General features: G+C 71.4%; 14 protein-coding genes. 2 read left to right on the top strand and 12 right to left on the bottom strand.

Features of this window, described 5'->3' with window-relative positions; translation table 11 throughout:
* Nucleotides 1–67: 67 nt before the first annotated feature.
* The 3 genes from FYC51_RS08710 to FYC51_RS08700 all read right to left on the bottom strand — a co-directional run bounded on the left by FYC51_RS08710 (nt 68) and on the right by FYC51_RS08700 (nt 4,300).
* Nucleotides 68–1,729, bottom strand: coding sequence for a SulP family inorganic anion transporter (locus tag FYC51_RS08710; protein WP_148733183.1), 1,662 nt, complete (start codon nt 1,727–1,729; stop codon nt 68–70).
* A 4-nt stretch (nt 1,730–1,733) separates the two neighbouring features.
* Complete coding sequence (locus tag FYC51_RS08705; protein WP_148733182.1) at nt 1,734–3,368, bottom strand: DHA2 family efflux MFS transporter permease subunit; 1,635 nt, start codon at nt 3,366–3,368, stop codon at nt 1,734–1,736.
* A gap of 107 nt (nt 3,369–3,475) precedes the next feature.
* Nucleotides 3,476–4,300, bottom strand: coding sequence for a mechanosensitive ion channel family protein (locus tag FYC51_RS08700; protein ID WP_148733181.1), 825 nt, complete (start codon nt 4,298–4,300; stop codon nt 3,476–3,478).
* Between the two features lie 210 nt (nt 4,301–4,510).
* Between FYC51_RS08700 and FYC51_RS08695 the strand changes: the two genes are divergently transcribed.
* On the top strand, nt 4,511–4,912 hold the full coding sequence (locus FYC51_RS08695; protein ID WP_148733180.1) for an SHOCT domain-containing protein: 402 nt from the start codon (nt 4,511–4,513) through the stop codon (nt 4,910–4,912).
* A 65-nt stretch (nt 4,913–4,977) separates the two neighbouring features.
* On the opposite strand, the gene FYC51_RS08690 is transcribed toward FYC51_RS08695, so the two are convergent.
* From FYC51_RS08690 to FYC51_RS08665, 6 genes are all read right to left on the bottom strand, one after another.
* Nucleotides 4,978–5,382 (bottom strand): DUF7144 family membrane protein, encoded by a 405-nt coding sequence (locus tag FYC51_RS08690; RefSeq protein WP_148733179.1) that lies wholly within the window; start codon nt 5,380–5,382, stop codon nt 4,978–4,980.
* A 94-nt stretch (nt 5,383–5,476) separates the two neighbouring features.
* Complete coding sequence (locus FYC51_RS08685; RefSeq protein ID WP_187432554.1) at nt 5,477–6,673, bottom strand: hypothetical protein; 1,197 nt, start codon at nt 6,671–6,673, stop codon at nt 5,477–5,479.
* Nucleotides 6,674–6,796: 123 nt separating this feature from the next.
* Complete coding sequence (locus tag FYC51_RS08680; RefSeq protein ID WP_148733178.1) at nt 6,797–7,291, bottom strand: DUF2017 family protein; 495 nt, start codon at nt 7,289–7,291, stop codon at nt 6,797–6,799.
* Entirely contained in the window at nt 7,288–7,578 is a 291-nt protein-coding gene (gene clpS, locus FYC51_RS19195) for an ATP-dependent Clp protease adapter ClpS (RefSeq protein WP_187432660.1), read from the bottom strand. Before clpS ends, FYC51_RS08680 begins: the two co-directional genes overlap by 4 nt.
* Nucleotides 7,579–7,619: 41 nt before the next feature.
* On the bottom strand, nt 7,620–8,585 hold the full coding sequence (locus tag FYC51_RS08670; protein ID WP_148733176.1) for a DUF817 domain-containing protein: 966 nt from the start codon (nt 8,583–8,585) through the stop codon (nt 7,620–7,622).
* Complete coding sequence (locus FYC51_RS08665) at nt 8,582–9,712, bottom strand: class I SAM-dependent methyltransferase (RefSeq protein WP_148733175.1); 1,131 nt, start codon at nt 9,710–9,712, stop codon at nt 8,582–8,584. The genes FYC51_RS08670 and FYC51_RS08665 overlap by 4 nt, the downstream gene beginning before the upstream one ends.
* Nucleotides 9,713–9,781: 69 nt before the next feature.
* Here FYC51_RS08665 and FYC51_RS08660 point away from each other — a divergent pair, with 69 nt between their 5' ends.
* Nucleotides 9,782–10,489, top strand: a complete 708-nt coding sequence (locus FYC51_RS08660) for a hypothetical protein (RefSeq protein ID WP_238476273.1) — start codon at nt 9,782–9,784, stop codon at nt 10,487–10,489.
* 58 nt (nt 10,490–10,547) lie between these two features.
* Here FYC51_RS08660 and FYC51_RS08655 read toward each other — a convergent pair whose 3' ends face one another.
* From FYC51_RS08655 to FYC51_RS08645, 3 genes are all read right to left on the bottom strand, one after another.
* On the bottom strand, nt 10,548–12,419 hold the full coding sequence (locus tag FYC51_RS08655; protein ID WP_148733174.1) for an alkyl/aryl-sulfatase: 1,872 nt from the start codon (nt 12,417–12,419) through the stop codon (nt 10,548–10,550).
* Nucleotides 12,420–12,507: 88 nt separating this feature from the next.
* A complete protein-coding gene (locus FYC51_RS08650) occupies nt 12,508–12,924 on the bottom strand; it encodes a heat shock protein transcriptional repressor HspR (RefSeq protein WP_148733173.1) in 417 nt (138 codons plus the stop codon).
* Complete coding sequence (locus FYC51_RS08645) at nt 12,921–13,916, bottom strand: DnaJ C-terminal domain-containing protein (RefSeq protein WP_148733172.1); 996 nt, start codon at nt 13,914–13,916, stop codon at nt 12,921–12,923. Before FYC51_RS08645 ends, FYC51_RS08650 begins: the two co-directional genes overlap by 4 nt.
* Nucleotides 13,917–13,918: the final 2 nt, after the last annotated feature.

Raw genomic sequence — 13,918 nt, 5'->3', positions numbered from 1 at the left:
GTCGACCCTGCTCAGCGGTGCTGATTGCACACTAGCGTCGGATGCCCCGAGCGGGCGGGAATCCCGTTCACGGCGTCGGCGCGGCGAGCGCCGCGATGGCCGCGCGGTTCGTCTCGTAGACCGGCCGCTCGCCCAGCAGGCCCAGGTCGGCGAGGCGACGATGCGCGTCGGGGCGGACCCGGCTGAAGGCGAGCGCGACGTTCCGCTGGTCGAGCCACGTGAGCAGGGCGTCGAAGCTCTCTGCGCCCGTGATGTCGACGTCGGTCACGGCCTCCATGTCGACGACGAGGTGCCGCACGGGCCCGTGGCCGGCGCCCTCCGCCGCCGTGACGGCGCGCTTGACGGCGTCGCCGAACACCGTGCCGTTGGCGAAGAACAGCGGCGCGGCGAGCCGGATGACGATGACGCCCGGCGCCGTGACCGCGCCGCTGGGCGCCTCGTCGAGCAGCGAATCCGTGGGCTCGCCGCCGGCCTCGAGCACGTCGATGGCCGGGTTCGCCGCGCGCTTCGCGAGGTTGACGAGCGCGAGCACGAACGAGACGAGGATGCCGGGGATCGCGCCGATGAACAGCGTGACGAGGAAGCAGGCTGCGCCGACGACGAACTCGAACCGGTCCTGCCTCCAGAGCCGCACGAAGTCGCGGAGGCCGAGCAGCGGCAGGATGGCGACGCCGACGATCGCGCCGATCGCGGGCGACGGGATGTCGGCGAGGAGCGCGGTACCGAAGAGCAGGAGCAGCAGCGTGCCCAGCGCAAGCACGAGCGACGGCAGCTGCGTGCGCGATCCCGCCTGGTCCATCGCCGCGGTGCGCGACGTCGACGATCCGACGCTGAAGCTGGCGCTCGCGCCGGCGGCGATGTTGCCGAGTCCGAACGCGAACAGGTCGCGGTTCGGGTTCGTGGGGTAGCCGCGCTTCTCGCCGTACGACCGGGACACGAGCAGCCCCTCGGCGGTCGTCACGAGGGTCAGCGCGATCGCCGACGGGATGAGCATGAGCCACGTCGACCAGTCGATGACCGGCCACGTGATCGCGGGCGGTCCGGCGGGCACCTCGCCGAGCACGTCGACGCCCGCCTGGTCGTCGAGGTCGGCGATCACGACGACGATCGTGGCGAGCACGAGCACCACGAGCGCCCACGGCACGACCGGCAGGAAGCGGCGGCCGAGCAGCAGGATCGCGACCGAGACGACCGAGATCGCGAGCGAGACCAGGTTGGCGGTGCCGAGCCCCGTCACGAGGCCGACGACCTTGTCGACGAACTCGCCGCCCGAGTCGATCGACACCCCGAGCATCTTCGCGACCTGGCTCACGAGGATGTCGAGCGCGAGGCCGCCGACGAACCCCACGAGGATCGGCTTCGAGAGGAAGTTCGCGAGGAAGCCGAGCTTCAGCACCGCGAGCAGCACGAACAGGATGCCGCAGATGATCGCCTGGGCCATCGCGAGGGTCGCGTAGTCGGCACTGCCGGCGGTGGCCAGGCCGCCGATCGACGAGGCGACGAGCGCGGCCGCCGCGGCATCCGGTGACGCCACCAACTGGCGGCTCGACACGACCAGCGCGTAGACGATCGTCGGCACGATGAGCGCGTAGAGGCCCGCCGTGGCGGGCAGGCCGGCGATCTGCGCGTAGCCGATGTTCAGGGGGATGGCGATGGCGAGGAGCGTGACGCCGGCGGTGAGCTCGCGAACCAGGTTGCGGCGGCTCAGCCCCGCCAGCGGCTTCTGCATCGTGTCAGCGGCCCTCCGTCTCCTTGCCCGAAGCTGCCATGGCGGCGGCATCCTCCGCGTGGTACTGCGCGACCAGCTCGACCTCGCGCTGCTTGCGCGGGAAGAAGAAGAACACGAGGATCGCGCCGATCACGACGGCCACGAGTCCGGCGGTGTACGCCCAGTGGTCGCCGGCGAGGAACGACTCCTTCGCCGCCGCCGTGATCTGGTCGGCGTACTGCGGGTACTGCTTCGCCATCGCGGCGGCGCTGTCGAACGACTTCGTGAGCTGCGCCTCGGTCGCGGTCGAGATGGAGGACGCCTCGGACGACGCCGCGATCTGCTTCGAGAACGCGGCGGCGTAGCCGGCCGTCAGCAACGCGCCGAAGATCGACTGCATGAGCGCGCCGCCGAGGTCGCGCTGCAGGTCGGCGGTCGCCGACGCCATGCCCACGCGCGTCGGCGGCACGGAGCCCGTCAGCGAGTGCGCGGCGGGCGTCTGGGCGAAGCCGACGCCCGCGCCGACGAAGGCGTAGGCGAGGCCCACCTCGAAGTACCCGGATCCCTCGCGCCAGAGCACGAGCATCGTGAGGAACCCGAGGAAGACGAAGACGTAACCCGACAGCAGCGTCATGCGCGACCCGATGCGGTCGACGAGCCGCGCCGAGATCGGGGCGATCAGCACCATCAGGATCGCCGTCGGAAGGATCGCGGCGCCCGCCTCGATGGTCGTGTACCCGAGCACGTTCTGCAGGAACTGCTGCCCGACGAACATCGCGCCCATGAGCGAGCCGAACACGATGATGCCGGCGACCGCAGCGACCCAGAACGGCGGCCTGGCCGCGACGTGCAGGTCGTACAGCGGGTTCGGCGCACGACGCTGCCGCAGGACGAACGCGATGACGCCGACGAGCGTGATCGCCGACAGCACCAGCACGAGCGTCGTGGAGTCGGGGACCGCCGCGAAGTTGATGGCGAGGATGAGCGAGCCGACGAACACGATCGAGATGATGCCGCCGAGGTTGTCGACCTTCTCGGTCGACTCGTTCACGTGGGCGGGCACGAAGATTAGCGCCATGATGAACGCGACCACGGCGAGCGGGACGGTGACGAGGAAGACCGAGCCCCAGTCGAACTGGCCAAGCAGCCAGCCCGACAGGAGCGGGCCGAGGGCGGCGATCGCGGCCCCGATCGCCGACCAGAGGGCGATCGCCCGCGTGCGCTTGGCGCCGCCCCAGAGCGCCGCGATGAGCGCGAGCGTCGTCGGGAAGCACATGCCGCCGGCGATGCCGCCGAGCATGCGGGCCACGACGAGCACCTCGATCGTCGGCGCGAACGCCGCCAGCAGGCTGAACGGGATGGACGCCAGCGACCCGAGCAGCAGCATCAGCTTGCGGCCGTAGCGGTCGCCGAGGGCGCCGAGGTAGAGCACGGATGCCGCGAGGCCGAGGCTGTAGCCGACCGCCGTGAGGTTCAGCTGCGTCTGCGACGCGTCGAACGCCGCGCCGATCGTGGGCAGCGCCACGTTGGCCACGGCGAGGTTGAGGTTCGCGATGGCCGCGCCCAGCACGAGCGCGATGAGGACGAGGATGGCGCGCGGAGGGCTGTCGGCCTTGGTCGTCGACGTGGCCGCGGCCGATGGTGTCCCGTGCTCTGACATGGCGTGCATCCCCTTCGCCGTGAGCGGGCCGGGAGCGGTGCGCTCACGCACACGCTATTGCACGGAGGTGCAACGGCGACAGAGCCCGGTCGAGGGGTCGACTCCCGTCAGCGCTCCTCGGTGCGCGCCATGGTGCTCGGCAGCTCGCTCGTGACGAGCACGTCGGGCCCTCGATCTGCGAGCGCCGCCGCGAGCGCGACCACGACGGCACCGCCGGTGGCCTGGCTGCGGCCCGGCTCGTGCCACACCTGCACGCGAGCGGTCATGCGGTCGGCGCCGATCGTGATGGCCCGGGCCCATGGCGCCTGGTCGGCGGGCTCCGTGCGCACGCCGTCGACGGATGCCGCGACCCGCTCGAGCTCGGCCAGCACCGCCTCGACGCCGAGACCGCCCAGCGGCGTGCGCACCTCGAGCTCGGTGCGGTTGGCCCCGAACGCGGACCCGTTCACGAACGGGTTGTTCAGGAACGCGGAGTTCGGGATGTGCACCGCACGGCCGTCGAACGACCGCACGACGACCGACCGGCTCGTGAGCTCCTCGACGGTGCCGTCGTAGTCGGGCGTGGCGACCTGGTCGCCGGGCTGCACGGGCTTGCGGGTCTGCAGCACGATACCGGAGGAGAAGTTGTCGGCGATGCCGCGCAGCACGAGGAGGGCGACGATCGCCACGATGATGACGATCGCGAGCACGGGCTGCAGCGGCGCGCCGAGGAAGCTCAGCGCGACGCCGACCCCGAGCAGCAGCACGATGATGCCCGAGATGCTCGCGACCCGGCGACCGGTCTCCGCGGAGATCCCCTCGAGTCGCGCCATGAGCGCGAGGATGCCGCGGCGCACGAGTCGCGATGCGATCCACCCGGCGACGACCGAGAGCAGGGCGAACGTGACGTCCCAGGCGCTGAGGGTGGACCAATCGAGGAACTCGCCGCTCACGCGCCCCACGATACGACCTGCGATCCCCGCCGCTTCGGCTGACACGGCACGATTGCCGCTACCCCCGCGGCATCCCGCGCGATAGTGTGCACCCGGGAGACACCGAGATCAGGGGGATCGCAGGCTCCAGTCGGACCGGCGCACCCCGGATGACGGGCGCGACCCGTCGCCGCCCCCAGCGGCGGCATCCGACATTCTGAAAGGGCTCCAATGAGTTTCTGGAACAGTCTGGGCGACATCCTCTGGTGGACCCTCTGGTTCTTCGCCTTCTTCGCCTACCTCTGGGCGGTCATCGCGATCATCACCGACCTCTTCCGAGACCACAAGCTCAACGGCTGGTGGAAGGCCGTGTGGATCATCTTCCTGGTCTTCGTGCCGTTCCTCACCGCGCTGGTGTACCTCATCGCCCGCGGCAGCGGCATGGCGGAGCGCGCGCAGAAGGAGGCCCGCCAGTACCAGCAGGCCACCGACGACTACATCCGCCAGACGGCCGGAACGGCGGCCAGCCCGTCCGACGAGATCGCCAAGGCGAAGGCGCTGCTCGACGCCGGCACCATCTCCCAGGCCGAGTACGACCAGCTCAAGGCGCGGGCGCTCAGCCACGGCGCCTGATCGGGACGACGCGAGGGGGCGGGTGCTTCGGCACCCGCCCCCTCGTCGTTTCCAGCACGCGCGCGTCAGGCGGCGGACTTGAGCTCCCGGCCATGCACGGTGAGCGCGTAGATGACGATGATGTCGAGCGTGAGCACGATGAGCGACCACCACGGCTGCACGGGGAGCAGCGCGAGCTGCGAGAGCCCGTTGAACGCGACGAGGATGATCGCCACCACGCGGGCCCACGTCGCCCCGGTGATCAGCGCGAGGCCGATGAGCACCAGCGCGACGCCGAGGATCAGGTGCCACCAGCCCCATCCGGACACGTCGAAGAGGAAGAGGCCGCCCTCGCCCACCACGAAGTACGAGCTCTGCGGCATGAGGATCGCGACGAGACCGTACAGGGCGTCGAAGACGCCCGCGATGATGATGATGATCGCCGCGAACCAGCCCCAGCCGACCCATCCGGAACCTGCAGTGTCTGACATGTGATCCCCTCTCCATCGGCCGCGTCCCCAGGTGGACGCGTGCCGGTACGCGCATCATCCTCCCGGCTGAGCGCGCACGTCAACAGGTTCGTGCTCAGGTGAGCGCGGGCGCTCCGGCGGGATCGCCGACGGCGTCGGGGTCGGCGTCGCGGTCTCCGGCCGGGCGAGCCGCGTCCGCGGGCGCCTCGGGGCGGATCACGCCCGCGTTGCGCAGGAACAGGATGATCCAGCTGAAGATCAGCACGCCCGCCACGAGCTCGACGGCCGTGAGGTTGTAGTAGCCGATCGCGAAGAAGACGCCGAGCAGGACCACGACCGCGACGTAGACGTACCCGAGGATCACGAACACCTTCGGCATCGACGGGACCAGGCGCGGCAGGGCGAACACGATGACGGCGTAGGTCACGGCCATGCCCGTCGCCACCGTGTTGTGCAACGCGAAGAACTCGTCCACCGGGAAGATGCCGACGCACGCCAGCAGGACGCCGATGAGCGCGAGCATCGCGCGCACGATGCTCCGTCGACGGACTTCCACGGGTGTCGACGTCGGCAGGTTCGCCGTGCCGTAGCGCGCGATGATCGTGACGATCGCCCCGGCGATGATGAGCGTCAGGTTGAACGCGAGCGACGAGATGTCGTCCGTCATGCCGAGCGCCGAGAGGTTCTTCTGCCACCAGAGCGGATCGCTCGAGCTCAACATGGCAGCCAGCGCCCCCACCACGAGGAACACCGCGACCACGAGCGACAGGAGCATCGGCGTGAGCCGGGCCGCCGAGAGGAACACCGCGTACCCGGTGACGGCGAACGCGGTGCCCGCGAGCACGGCCGCCGGGAACGTGAAGACGACCGCGCCGATGAAGCTGCGCTCCAGCACGTCGGCGAGGCCGATCCAGCCGAGCAGGACGATCACGGCATGGGCCACGGCGAGCGCGACGACGTCGAACCAGTGCAGTCGCGCACCCGAGACCTCGAGGCCGTCGTCGACATGGGACCGCAGCGCCGGCGCGGGCGTTCGCAGGACGATCCGACCGAGCAGGAAGGCGATGAACGCCACCGCAGCGCCGCCGACGCCGGCGAACTGGCCGAGCGACCCCGCGCCCGAGATCGGCACGTCGTCGCCCCAGAAGACGATCCACCCCACGGCGAGCCCGATGACGAACGCCCCCGCGCCCACCACCAATGCGACGGACTCGAGCGTCTCCGCATTCTCGGCCGGGTGCCGCAGTACGCGGCGGATCGAGGTGGACGGCTGCGTGCTGCGCGCCGCCGGTGCGCGGGTCGGTGCGGTCATCGGGGCATCCCTCCCGCGGCCCCAGGCGGCCGCTGTGGGGATCACACTGCCAGCCGGAGCCCCCGCTTGTCACGCATCACGTGGCCGCCGCGCCGCGCAGGCCCCCCGCGGCATCCGCTCGGGTCAGGAGTCGGTCGGGTCGAGCACCTCGAGCATCGAGCCCTGCACGAAGCCCGCCCACTCGTAGGCCGCGCGCAGGTAGTCGTCGCGCGTCTCGTCGGCCTCGTCGTCGTCCTCCTCGACGATGCCCACGCGCTCGGCGAGGATGAGCCGAAGGTCGGTGAGGAACGTGAGCCAGCCCCACGCCTCGGACTGGTCGAGCTCGATCTGCACGACGCCCTCGTCGCCATCGGTCACGGCGGTCGCATCGCGCACGCGCTGCGCGGCCTGGCGCTTGCCGTCGACGAGGCTCTCGCGCGTGTACCGGCCGAACTCCTGCGACGCCGGCGCATCGTCGGGGTAGGCGTTCGGCAGCAGCCGCCCGAGCGCCGGATCGTCGGCCTCGCCGAGCAGGAGCACCGAGTCGACCTGGTCGGCGAGCTCCGACAGGAGCATCGCCTCCTCGACCTCGAGCACGATGCGCACGCCCTCGCCGCCGCTGCGCCCGGCGACGATCACGGCTCGCCCCTCGACACCGTGGCCTGCAGGCCGTAGCCGTGCATCGCCTGCACGTGCCGCTCCATCGCCTCGCGATTGCCGGATGCCACGACGGCGCGCCCCTCGTGGTGGACCTGCAGCATCAGCCGCTCGGCGACCTCGCGCGGGTACCCGAAGTACGTGCGGAACACGTACGTCACGTACGTCATCAGGTTGACCGGGTCGTCCCACACGATCGTGCGCCACGGCTGCTCCGACACGTCGCGGGTGGTCGTGTCGGCGTCGAGCTGTTCGAGCGTGGACGTCACCCGTCCAGCCTTCCACGACCGCCGTCCCGACGGAACCCGGATCAGCCGTCGGCGCGATCGGATGCCCCGGCCGACGGTCGCGGCGGGTACACGAACGTCACGAGGACCACCGAGATGATCATGAGCAGGAACCACGCCACGAGCTTCGACACCGACACCGGTTGCCATCCGTCGGCCTGGTCGGGGTAGAACCAGGCACCGGCCCAGGTGGCGATGTTCTCGGCGAACCAGATGAACACGGCGACCAGGGCGAAGGCGGCGAGGAGCGGCATCCGGTAGGTACGCCGCCACACGCGGAAGTGCATGACGGTCGGCCACCACAGCAGCACGACGGCCGCGAGCAGCACCCAGCGCAGGTCGACGATGAAGTGATGCGTGAAGAAGTTCGCGTAGATCGCGGCGGCGGCGATCACCGTGAGCCAGCGGCGCGGATACTGCGTGAAGCCGAGGTCGAAGAGCCGGTGCACGCGCACGAGGTAGGACCCGACCGCGGCGTACATGAACCCCGAGAACAGCGGCACGCCGGCGATGCGCAGCACGCCGTCGCCGTCGTAGGCCCACGACCCGACATCCGTCTTGAAGATCTCCATGACCGTGCCCGTGACGTGGAACAGCACGACGACCCAGAGCTCCCGGCCCGTCTCGAGCCGCGTCGTGACCATGACGACCTGGATCACCACCGCCGCGATCGTGAGCGCATCGTTGGGTGCGAGCGTCGCATCGTCGGGATACCAGAGCCGAGCCGCGACGATGACGGCCAGCAGCGCTGCGCCGAACACGCAGGCCCACGCCTGCTTCGCCCCGAACACGAGGAACTCGATGAGCCCGGCACGGATGCCGCGGTCGGACGCGTCAGCGAGCAGGCGGTGGGCCGCGCGGTCGATCGCGCGCTCGACCGGGGTGAGCCGCTGCTGATGCGCCGAGGTCGGGTCGGCCGGCGCCGACGCCGGCGCCGGCCGCGCACGCGCCGGTTCGCTGTCGGTGCGATCCTGCTCGTCGGTGCTCATTCCGGCCGCCGCGATGCGGTGACGGTGAACTTCGGGTTGCGCGCGACCTGTCGGGTGGATCCGACCGCGCGCTCGAGCAGCGGCCGGTAGTGCAGGTGCGAGTTCCACACGCACCACAGCTCGCCTCCGGGCGCGAGCACGCGCGCCGCGTCGTCGAACAGGTGCGCCGCGATGCCGGTGTGCAGTGCGGCATCCGAGTGGAAGGGCGGGTTGAGCACCACGAACGTCTCGCTCGCGTCGGGCAGGCGCTCGAGCGCGTCGGCCTGGGTCACGGTCACGCGATCGGCGACGCGGTTCACCTCCGCGGTCTCGCGAGCGGATGCCGCGGCGGCCGCCGAGCGGTCGGTCGCCGTGACCCGCAGCCCAGGGCGGCTCCGGGCGAGCCACGCCGCCACGACGCCCGACCCGCTGGCGAGGTCGACGGCGGACGGGGCATCGGGCATCGCGCCGCCGAGCTGCTCGAGCAGGAACCGCGTGCCGATGTCGACGCCGGTGCCGGCGAAGACGCCGCCGTGCGCGACGACCGTGATGCCGAGGTCGTCGTGCCGCTCGCCGCGCGGCCAGCCCGGCGCGGGCGGCTGCCGCTGCTCGTGCGCGCCGCGCGCCGTGAGCACGCGCGACTTCTGCCGGGCGTGCGACACGTCGACCCGGTCGAACCAGGCGCCGAGCACGTCGTTCATCGCGAGCGACATGTGCTTGATGCGCCCGCCCGCGACGACGACCACGTCGGATGCCGCGTGCCGGGCCACGAGCCCTGCGAGCTCGTCGAGCCGGTCGAGCGAGCGCGGCAGGCGCAACAGCACGAGCCGCGCGCCGCGCAGCAGCTCCGCCCCGAGCGGCAGCGACCGCACTCGGTCGGCGAGGCCCGTGCGCTCGGCGTTCCCGGCGAGCGCCCGCTCGCCCGTGACCAGGTCCTGGTGCACGCGGATGCCCCGGGCGCCCGCCGCGGCGGCGCCGAGTGCGAGGGCGCCGTAGGCGTCGTCGATCACGACGAGATCGCCGTCGCCGGCGCCCGCCACGAGCGGCGCGGACTCGTCGAGGATGAGGCGGTCCGCGGCATCCGAGGCCTCGAGCCCGTGCCCCTCGACGTCGGGGTGGCGACGCAGCAGGGCGAAGTCGAGGGGCATGGCCCAAGGCTACGCGCGGCCATGCAACCCGGTGCGGCTCCCGGTTCGGTTTGCTACCCTCGTGCCCGCATGCGTGACGCAGGACAGCAGGTCCGGGGAGAACGGCGCGCGGCGAGGATCCACGCCGCGAGCCGCGAGCATCGCGCCCGGATCGGTCGGCGGCTCGCACCGCTCGCGGCCGCGTTCGCCGTGCTCTCGCTCGGGCTGACCTTCGCGCTCACGCCCCAGGCGCCCGCCCCGGCGCAGATGCCCGGCGCGAGCGAGGCCTTCTCGGGCGACACCCAGACCGTGAGCGTGGCCGCCGACGTGGCGGCACCCGACGTGTCGCACGAGTCGTACGTCTCCACGACCGGCCCCGAGACGCTCGTCGAGTCGGGCACCAACCACGACTGGGCGAAGCTCGTGCTCATCTCCGGCGACTTCCCGCTGACGCAGGCGAACATCGACGTGATGCTGCGCTGGATGCGGCAGGAGAACGGTCCCGACAACTGGTGGAACCGCAACAACCCGCTGAACAACGGCAACGGCTCGGGCGGCGGATCGGGCCTCGGCAGCTACGCGACCCTGTCGATCGCGGCCGAGTACGCCGCCGACAGCCTGCGCCGATACGCGTTCTACGACGCGATCGAGGCCTCGCTCGAGGCCGGAACCGACGCGAACGCCACGGCGCAGGCGATCTGGGCGTCGCCGTGGGCCACCAGCCACTACGGGTACGGCTCGCACTGGTCGACGGCGCCCGTGAAGGTGATCACGGCGCCCGAGTCGGCCTGGGGCTGAGCGCCCCTCGGCGAACCCTGACGCCGTGACGTCGTGACGTAACGCGCCGTCGACGTCGTCAGGGCACGACGATGTCGAAGTCGGGGTCGCCCTCGTCGAGCACGCCGATGAGCTGCTTCAGGACCTCCAGGTCGCCCGTCACCTCGACGCCGTCGGATGAGACGTCGCCGCCGGCGAGCCGCAGCAGACGCGGCTTGTCGAGGACCAGGTGCAGCGCGGCATCCGTCGCCGGCTCGCGCTCGACGTACACCAGCACGCCGTTGCGCAGCGTGAGGTGGAAGCTGCGGCCGAGGTCGGTGAGCGTGAGGTCGAACGCAAGGTCGAGGTCCCACGCCCTCGGGCCGTCGACGCGGATCGCGACGGCGTCGAACAGCTGCTCGGGCGTCAGCTGCGCGAGGATCGCCGGCGCGTTCGCCGTGGTCGGGGTGCCGAAGTTGCCGTCGCGCAGCTCGGTCGCGCCCGAGAGGAAGAAGTTGCGCCACGTGCCGTTCTCCGACCCGTACGCGAGCTGCTCGAGCGTGTCGGCGTAGAGGGCGCGGGCGGCCTCGTGCGCGTCGTCCGTGAACACCGCGTGATCGAGGAGGGTGGCGGCCCACCGGAAGTCGCCCGCGTCGAACGCCGCCTGCGCGAGCTCGACGACCCGATCGAGGCCGCCCATCGCGTCGACGTACCGCTGCGCCAGCGCCTGCGGCGGATGCGGCCAGAGCCGGGCCGGGTTGCCGTCGAACCAGCCCATGTACCGCTGGTAGATGGCCTTCACGTTGTGGCTCACCGACCCGTAGTAGCCGTGCGTGCTCCAGGTGCGCTCGAGGGCCGGCGGGAGCTGGATGACCTCGGCGATCTCGGACCCCGTGAGGCCCTGGTTGAGCATGCGCAGCGTCTGGTCGTGGAGGTACGCGTAGAGGTCGCGCTGGATGGCGAGGAATCGCCGCACCTCGTCGGCGCCCCACGTCGGCCAGTGGTGTGACGCGAACACCACGTCGGTGCGCTCGCCGTAGCGCTCGATGGCCTCGGTGAGGTACTGCGACCACACGTGCGGGTCGCGCACCAGCGCGCCGCGGAGCGTGAGCAGGTTGTGCAGGTTGTGGGTGGCGTTCTCGGCCATGCACAGCGCCCGGTAGCCGGGCAGGTGGAAGTGCATCTCCGACGGGGCCTCGGTGCCCGGTGCCATCTGGAACTCGATCTCGACGCCGTCGATCGCGTGGGTCTCACCGGTCTCGCGGATGTGCAGGGTCGGCACGATCATGGTCGCCTCGCCCACGGAGGTCGTCTGGCCGAGGCCGGCGCCGACCTGGCCCTTCGGCCCGCGCGCGAGCACCGCGCCGTACATGTACCCGGCGCGGCGGCCCATCGCGGTGCCGGCGTAGACGTTCTCGGCCACGGCATGCTCGACGAAGCCCTCGGGCGCGACGATCTGCACGGCACCGGAGTCCACCTGGTCCTGGGTCACGATGCCGAGCACGCCGCCGAAGTGATCGATGTGGCTGTGCGTGTGGATCACCGCGACGATCGGGCGTTCGCCCCGATGCGCGCGGTACAGCCCGAGGGCTGCGACGGCCGTCTCCTTCGAGATGAGCGGGTCGACCACGATCACGCCGGTGTCGCCCTCGATGAACGACATCACCGAGAGGTCCAGTCCGCGCACCTGGTAGATGCCGGGAACCACCTCGTAGAGTCCGTGCTTCGCGACGAGCTTCGACTGCCGCCACAGGCTCGGGTTCACCGAGTCGGGCGCGTCGCCGTCGACGAAGTCGTACGACGAGGCATCCCACACCACCGCGCCGCGGTCGTCTCGGATGACCGGGTCGTCGAGCGTGCCGATGAATCCGCGGTCGGCGGCGGCGAAGTCGGCGTCGTCGTCGAACGGCAACGTGGCCGACAGGGCCTCGTTCGCGGCGATGACGGCGTCGGACGCTTCCCGTTGCTGCATGCGTGTGCTCCTTCCCCCCGGGGGAGCTTCCCCCTGAGCGAGCCTTCCGCATGCAGCGCGACGCGCGCAAGGAAGGAGCGGACCCGCGCTACTCGCGGTCGAGGGGCCGCCACACGACGACGGCGTTCTCGCGGCGCACGCGCGTGCCGGTGCGGACCGACACGATGTCGCCCGCGGAGCCGGCGGCGAAGACCCGGCGTCCGGGGCGGTTGAGCATCTCGTCGGCGAGCGCGGCCTCGAGCTCGCGCACGCGGGCACGGAGGCCCTGCACCTCGTCCTCGAGGCCGAGCACGCGGCGGATGCCCTCGAGGCTCACGCCCTCGCTCGACAGCTGCGCGATCTCGCGCAGCTGCATGACGTCGCGCATCGAGTACCTCCGCGACTTGCCGGCCGTGCGGGTCGGCGAGACGAGCCCCATGCGGTCGTACTGCCGCAGCGTCTGCGGGTGCATGCCCGCCAGGTCGGCCGCGACCGAGATGACGAACAGCGGGCTCGACTCGTTCATCGCTGGCTCCTCGCCTTCGCGAGCAGCTCCTCACGCGGGTCCTCGTCGGGCAGCAGCGCCGCGAACTCCTCGAGCTTCTCGCTCGCGTCCTTCGAGAGGTGCGACGGCACGGCCACCTGCACCACGGCGAGGAGGTCGCCCGTGCCCTTCTTCGTCTCGACGCCGCGGCCCTTCACGCGCAGCACGCGGCCGCTCGGAGTGCCGGGCGCGACCCGCAGCTTCACGGGCTCGCCGCCGAGCGTCGGCACCTGGATGGTGGCGCCGAGCGTCGCCTCGGCGAACGTGACCGGCACCGTCACGCGGAGGTTCAGGCCGTCGCGCTCGAACACCGGGTGCTTGCGCACGTTCACCGTGAGGATGAGGTCGCCGGCCTCACCGCCGTCGGGTGAGGGGTGGCCCTTGCCGGGCAGCTTGATCTTCTGGCCGTCGGCCACGCCCGCGGGGATGCGCACCGTGATCGGCTTGCCCTCTGCGGTCTGCAGCGTGATCTGGTCGCCCTTGGTGGCGGTGATGAAGTCGAGCGTCGTGGACGCGGTGACGTCGCGGCCCTTGGTGGGTCCGCCGAAGCCGCGGTAGCCGCCGCTCGGCGTGCCGAAGCGACCACCGCCGAACAGGCCGCCGAGCAGGTCGTCGTAGTCGCCGCCCTGCTGGAACGTGTAGCGGGTGCCCCCGCCGCCCTGGCCGCCGAACATGCCGCCGAAGACGTCCTCGAAGCCGCCGGCGCCGCCCGCGCCGGGCGCGGTGAACCGCGCGCCTGTCCCCATCGCACGGATCGCGTCGTACTCCTTGCGCTCCTCGGCATCGGCCAGCACCGAGTGCGCCTCGCTGATCTCCTTGAAGCGCGCCTCGGCCGCGGCATCCCCCGGGTTCTGGTCGGGGTGGTACTTGCGCGCGAGCTTGCGGTACGCCTTCTTGATGTCGGCGTCGCTCGCGTCCTTGGAGACGCCGAGCACCTGGTAGAAGTCCTTGTCGAACCAATCCTGACTGGCCATCG

The sequence above is a fragment of the Agromyces mariniharenae genome, from assembly GCF_008122505.1.
Lineage (GTDB): Bacteria > Actinomycetota > Actinomycetes > Actinomycetales > Microbacteriaceae > Agromyces > Agromyces mariniharenae.
Note: the sequence above shows the minus strand (reverse complement) of the source record. Positions and strands in the feature narration are given on the sequence as shown.

Bases quoted from the DNA above. Each gene is read 5' to 3' on its own strand.
- FYC51_RS08685 (WP_187432554.1), bottom strand. From the start codon at position 6,673: ATGACCGCACCGACCCGCGCACCGGCGGCGCGCAGCACGCAGCCGTCC.
- FYC51_RS08710 (WP_148733183.1), bottom strand. From the start codon at position 1,729: ATGCAGAAGCCGCTGGCGGGGCTGAGCCGCCGCAACCTGGTTCGCGAG.
- FYC51_RS08670 (WP_148733176.1), bottom strand. From the start codon at position 8,585: ATGAGCACCGACGAGCAGGATCGCACCGACAGCGAACCGGCGCGTGCG.
- FYC51_RS08690 (WP_148733179.1), bottom strand. From the start codon at position 5,382: ATGTCAGACACTGCAGGTTCCGGATGGGTCGGCTGGGGCTGGTTCGCG.
- FYC51_RS08705 (WP_148733182.1), bottom strand. From the start codon at position 3,368: ATGTCAGAGCACGGGACACCATCGGCCGCGGCCACGTCGACGACCAAG.
- FYC51_RS08655 (WP_148733174.1), bottom strand. From the start codon at position 12,419: ATGCAGCAACGGGAAGCGTCCGACGCCGTCATCGCCGCGAACGAGGCC.
- FYC51_RS08660 (WP_238476273.1), top strand. From the start codon at position 9,782: ATGCGTGACGCAGGACAGCAGGTCCGGGGAGAACGGCGCGCGGCGAGG.
- FYC51_RS08695 (WP_148733180.1), top strand. From the start codon at position 4,511: ATGAGTTTCTGGAACAGTCTGGGCGACATCCTCTGGTGGACCCTCTGG.
- FYC51_RS08665 (WP_148733175.1), bottom strand. From the start codon at position 9,712: ATGCCCCTCGACTTCGCCCTGCTGCGTCGCCACCCCGACGTCGAGGGG.
- FYC51_RS08645 (WP_148733172.1), bottom strand. From the start codon at position 13,916: ATGGCCAGTCAGGATTGGTTCGACAAGGACTTCTACCAGGTGCTCGGC.
- FYC51_RS08650 (WP_148733173.1), bottom strand. From the start codon at position 12,924: ATGAACGAGTCGAGCCCGCTGTTCGTCATCTCGGTCGCGGCCGACCTG.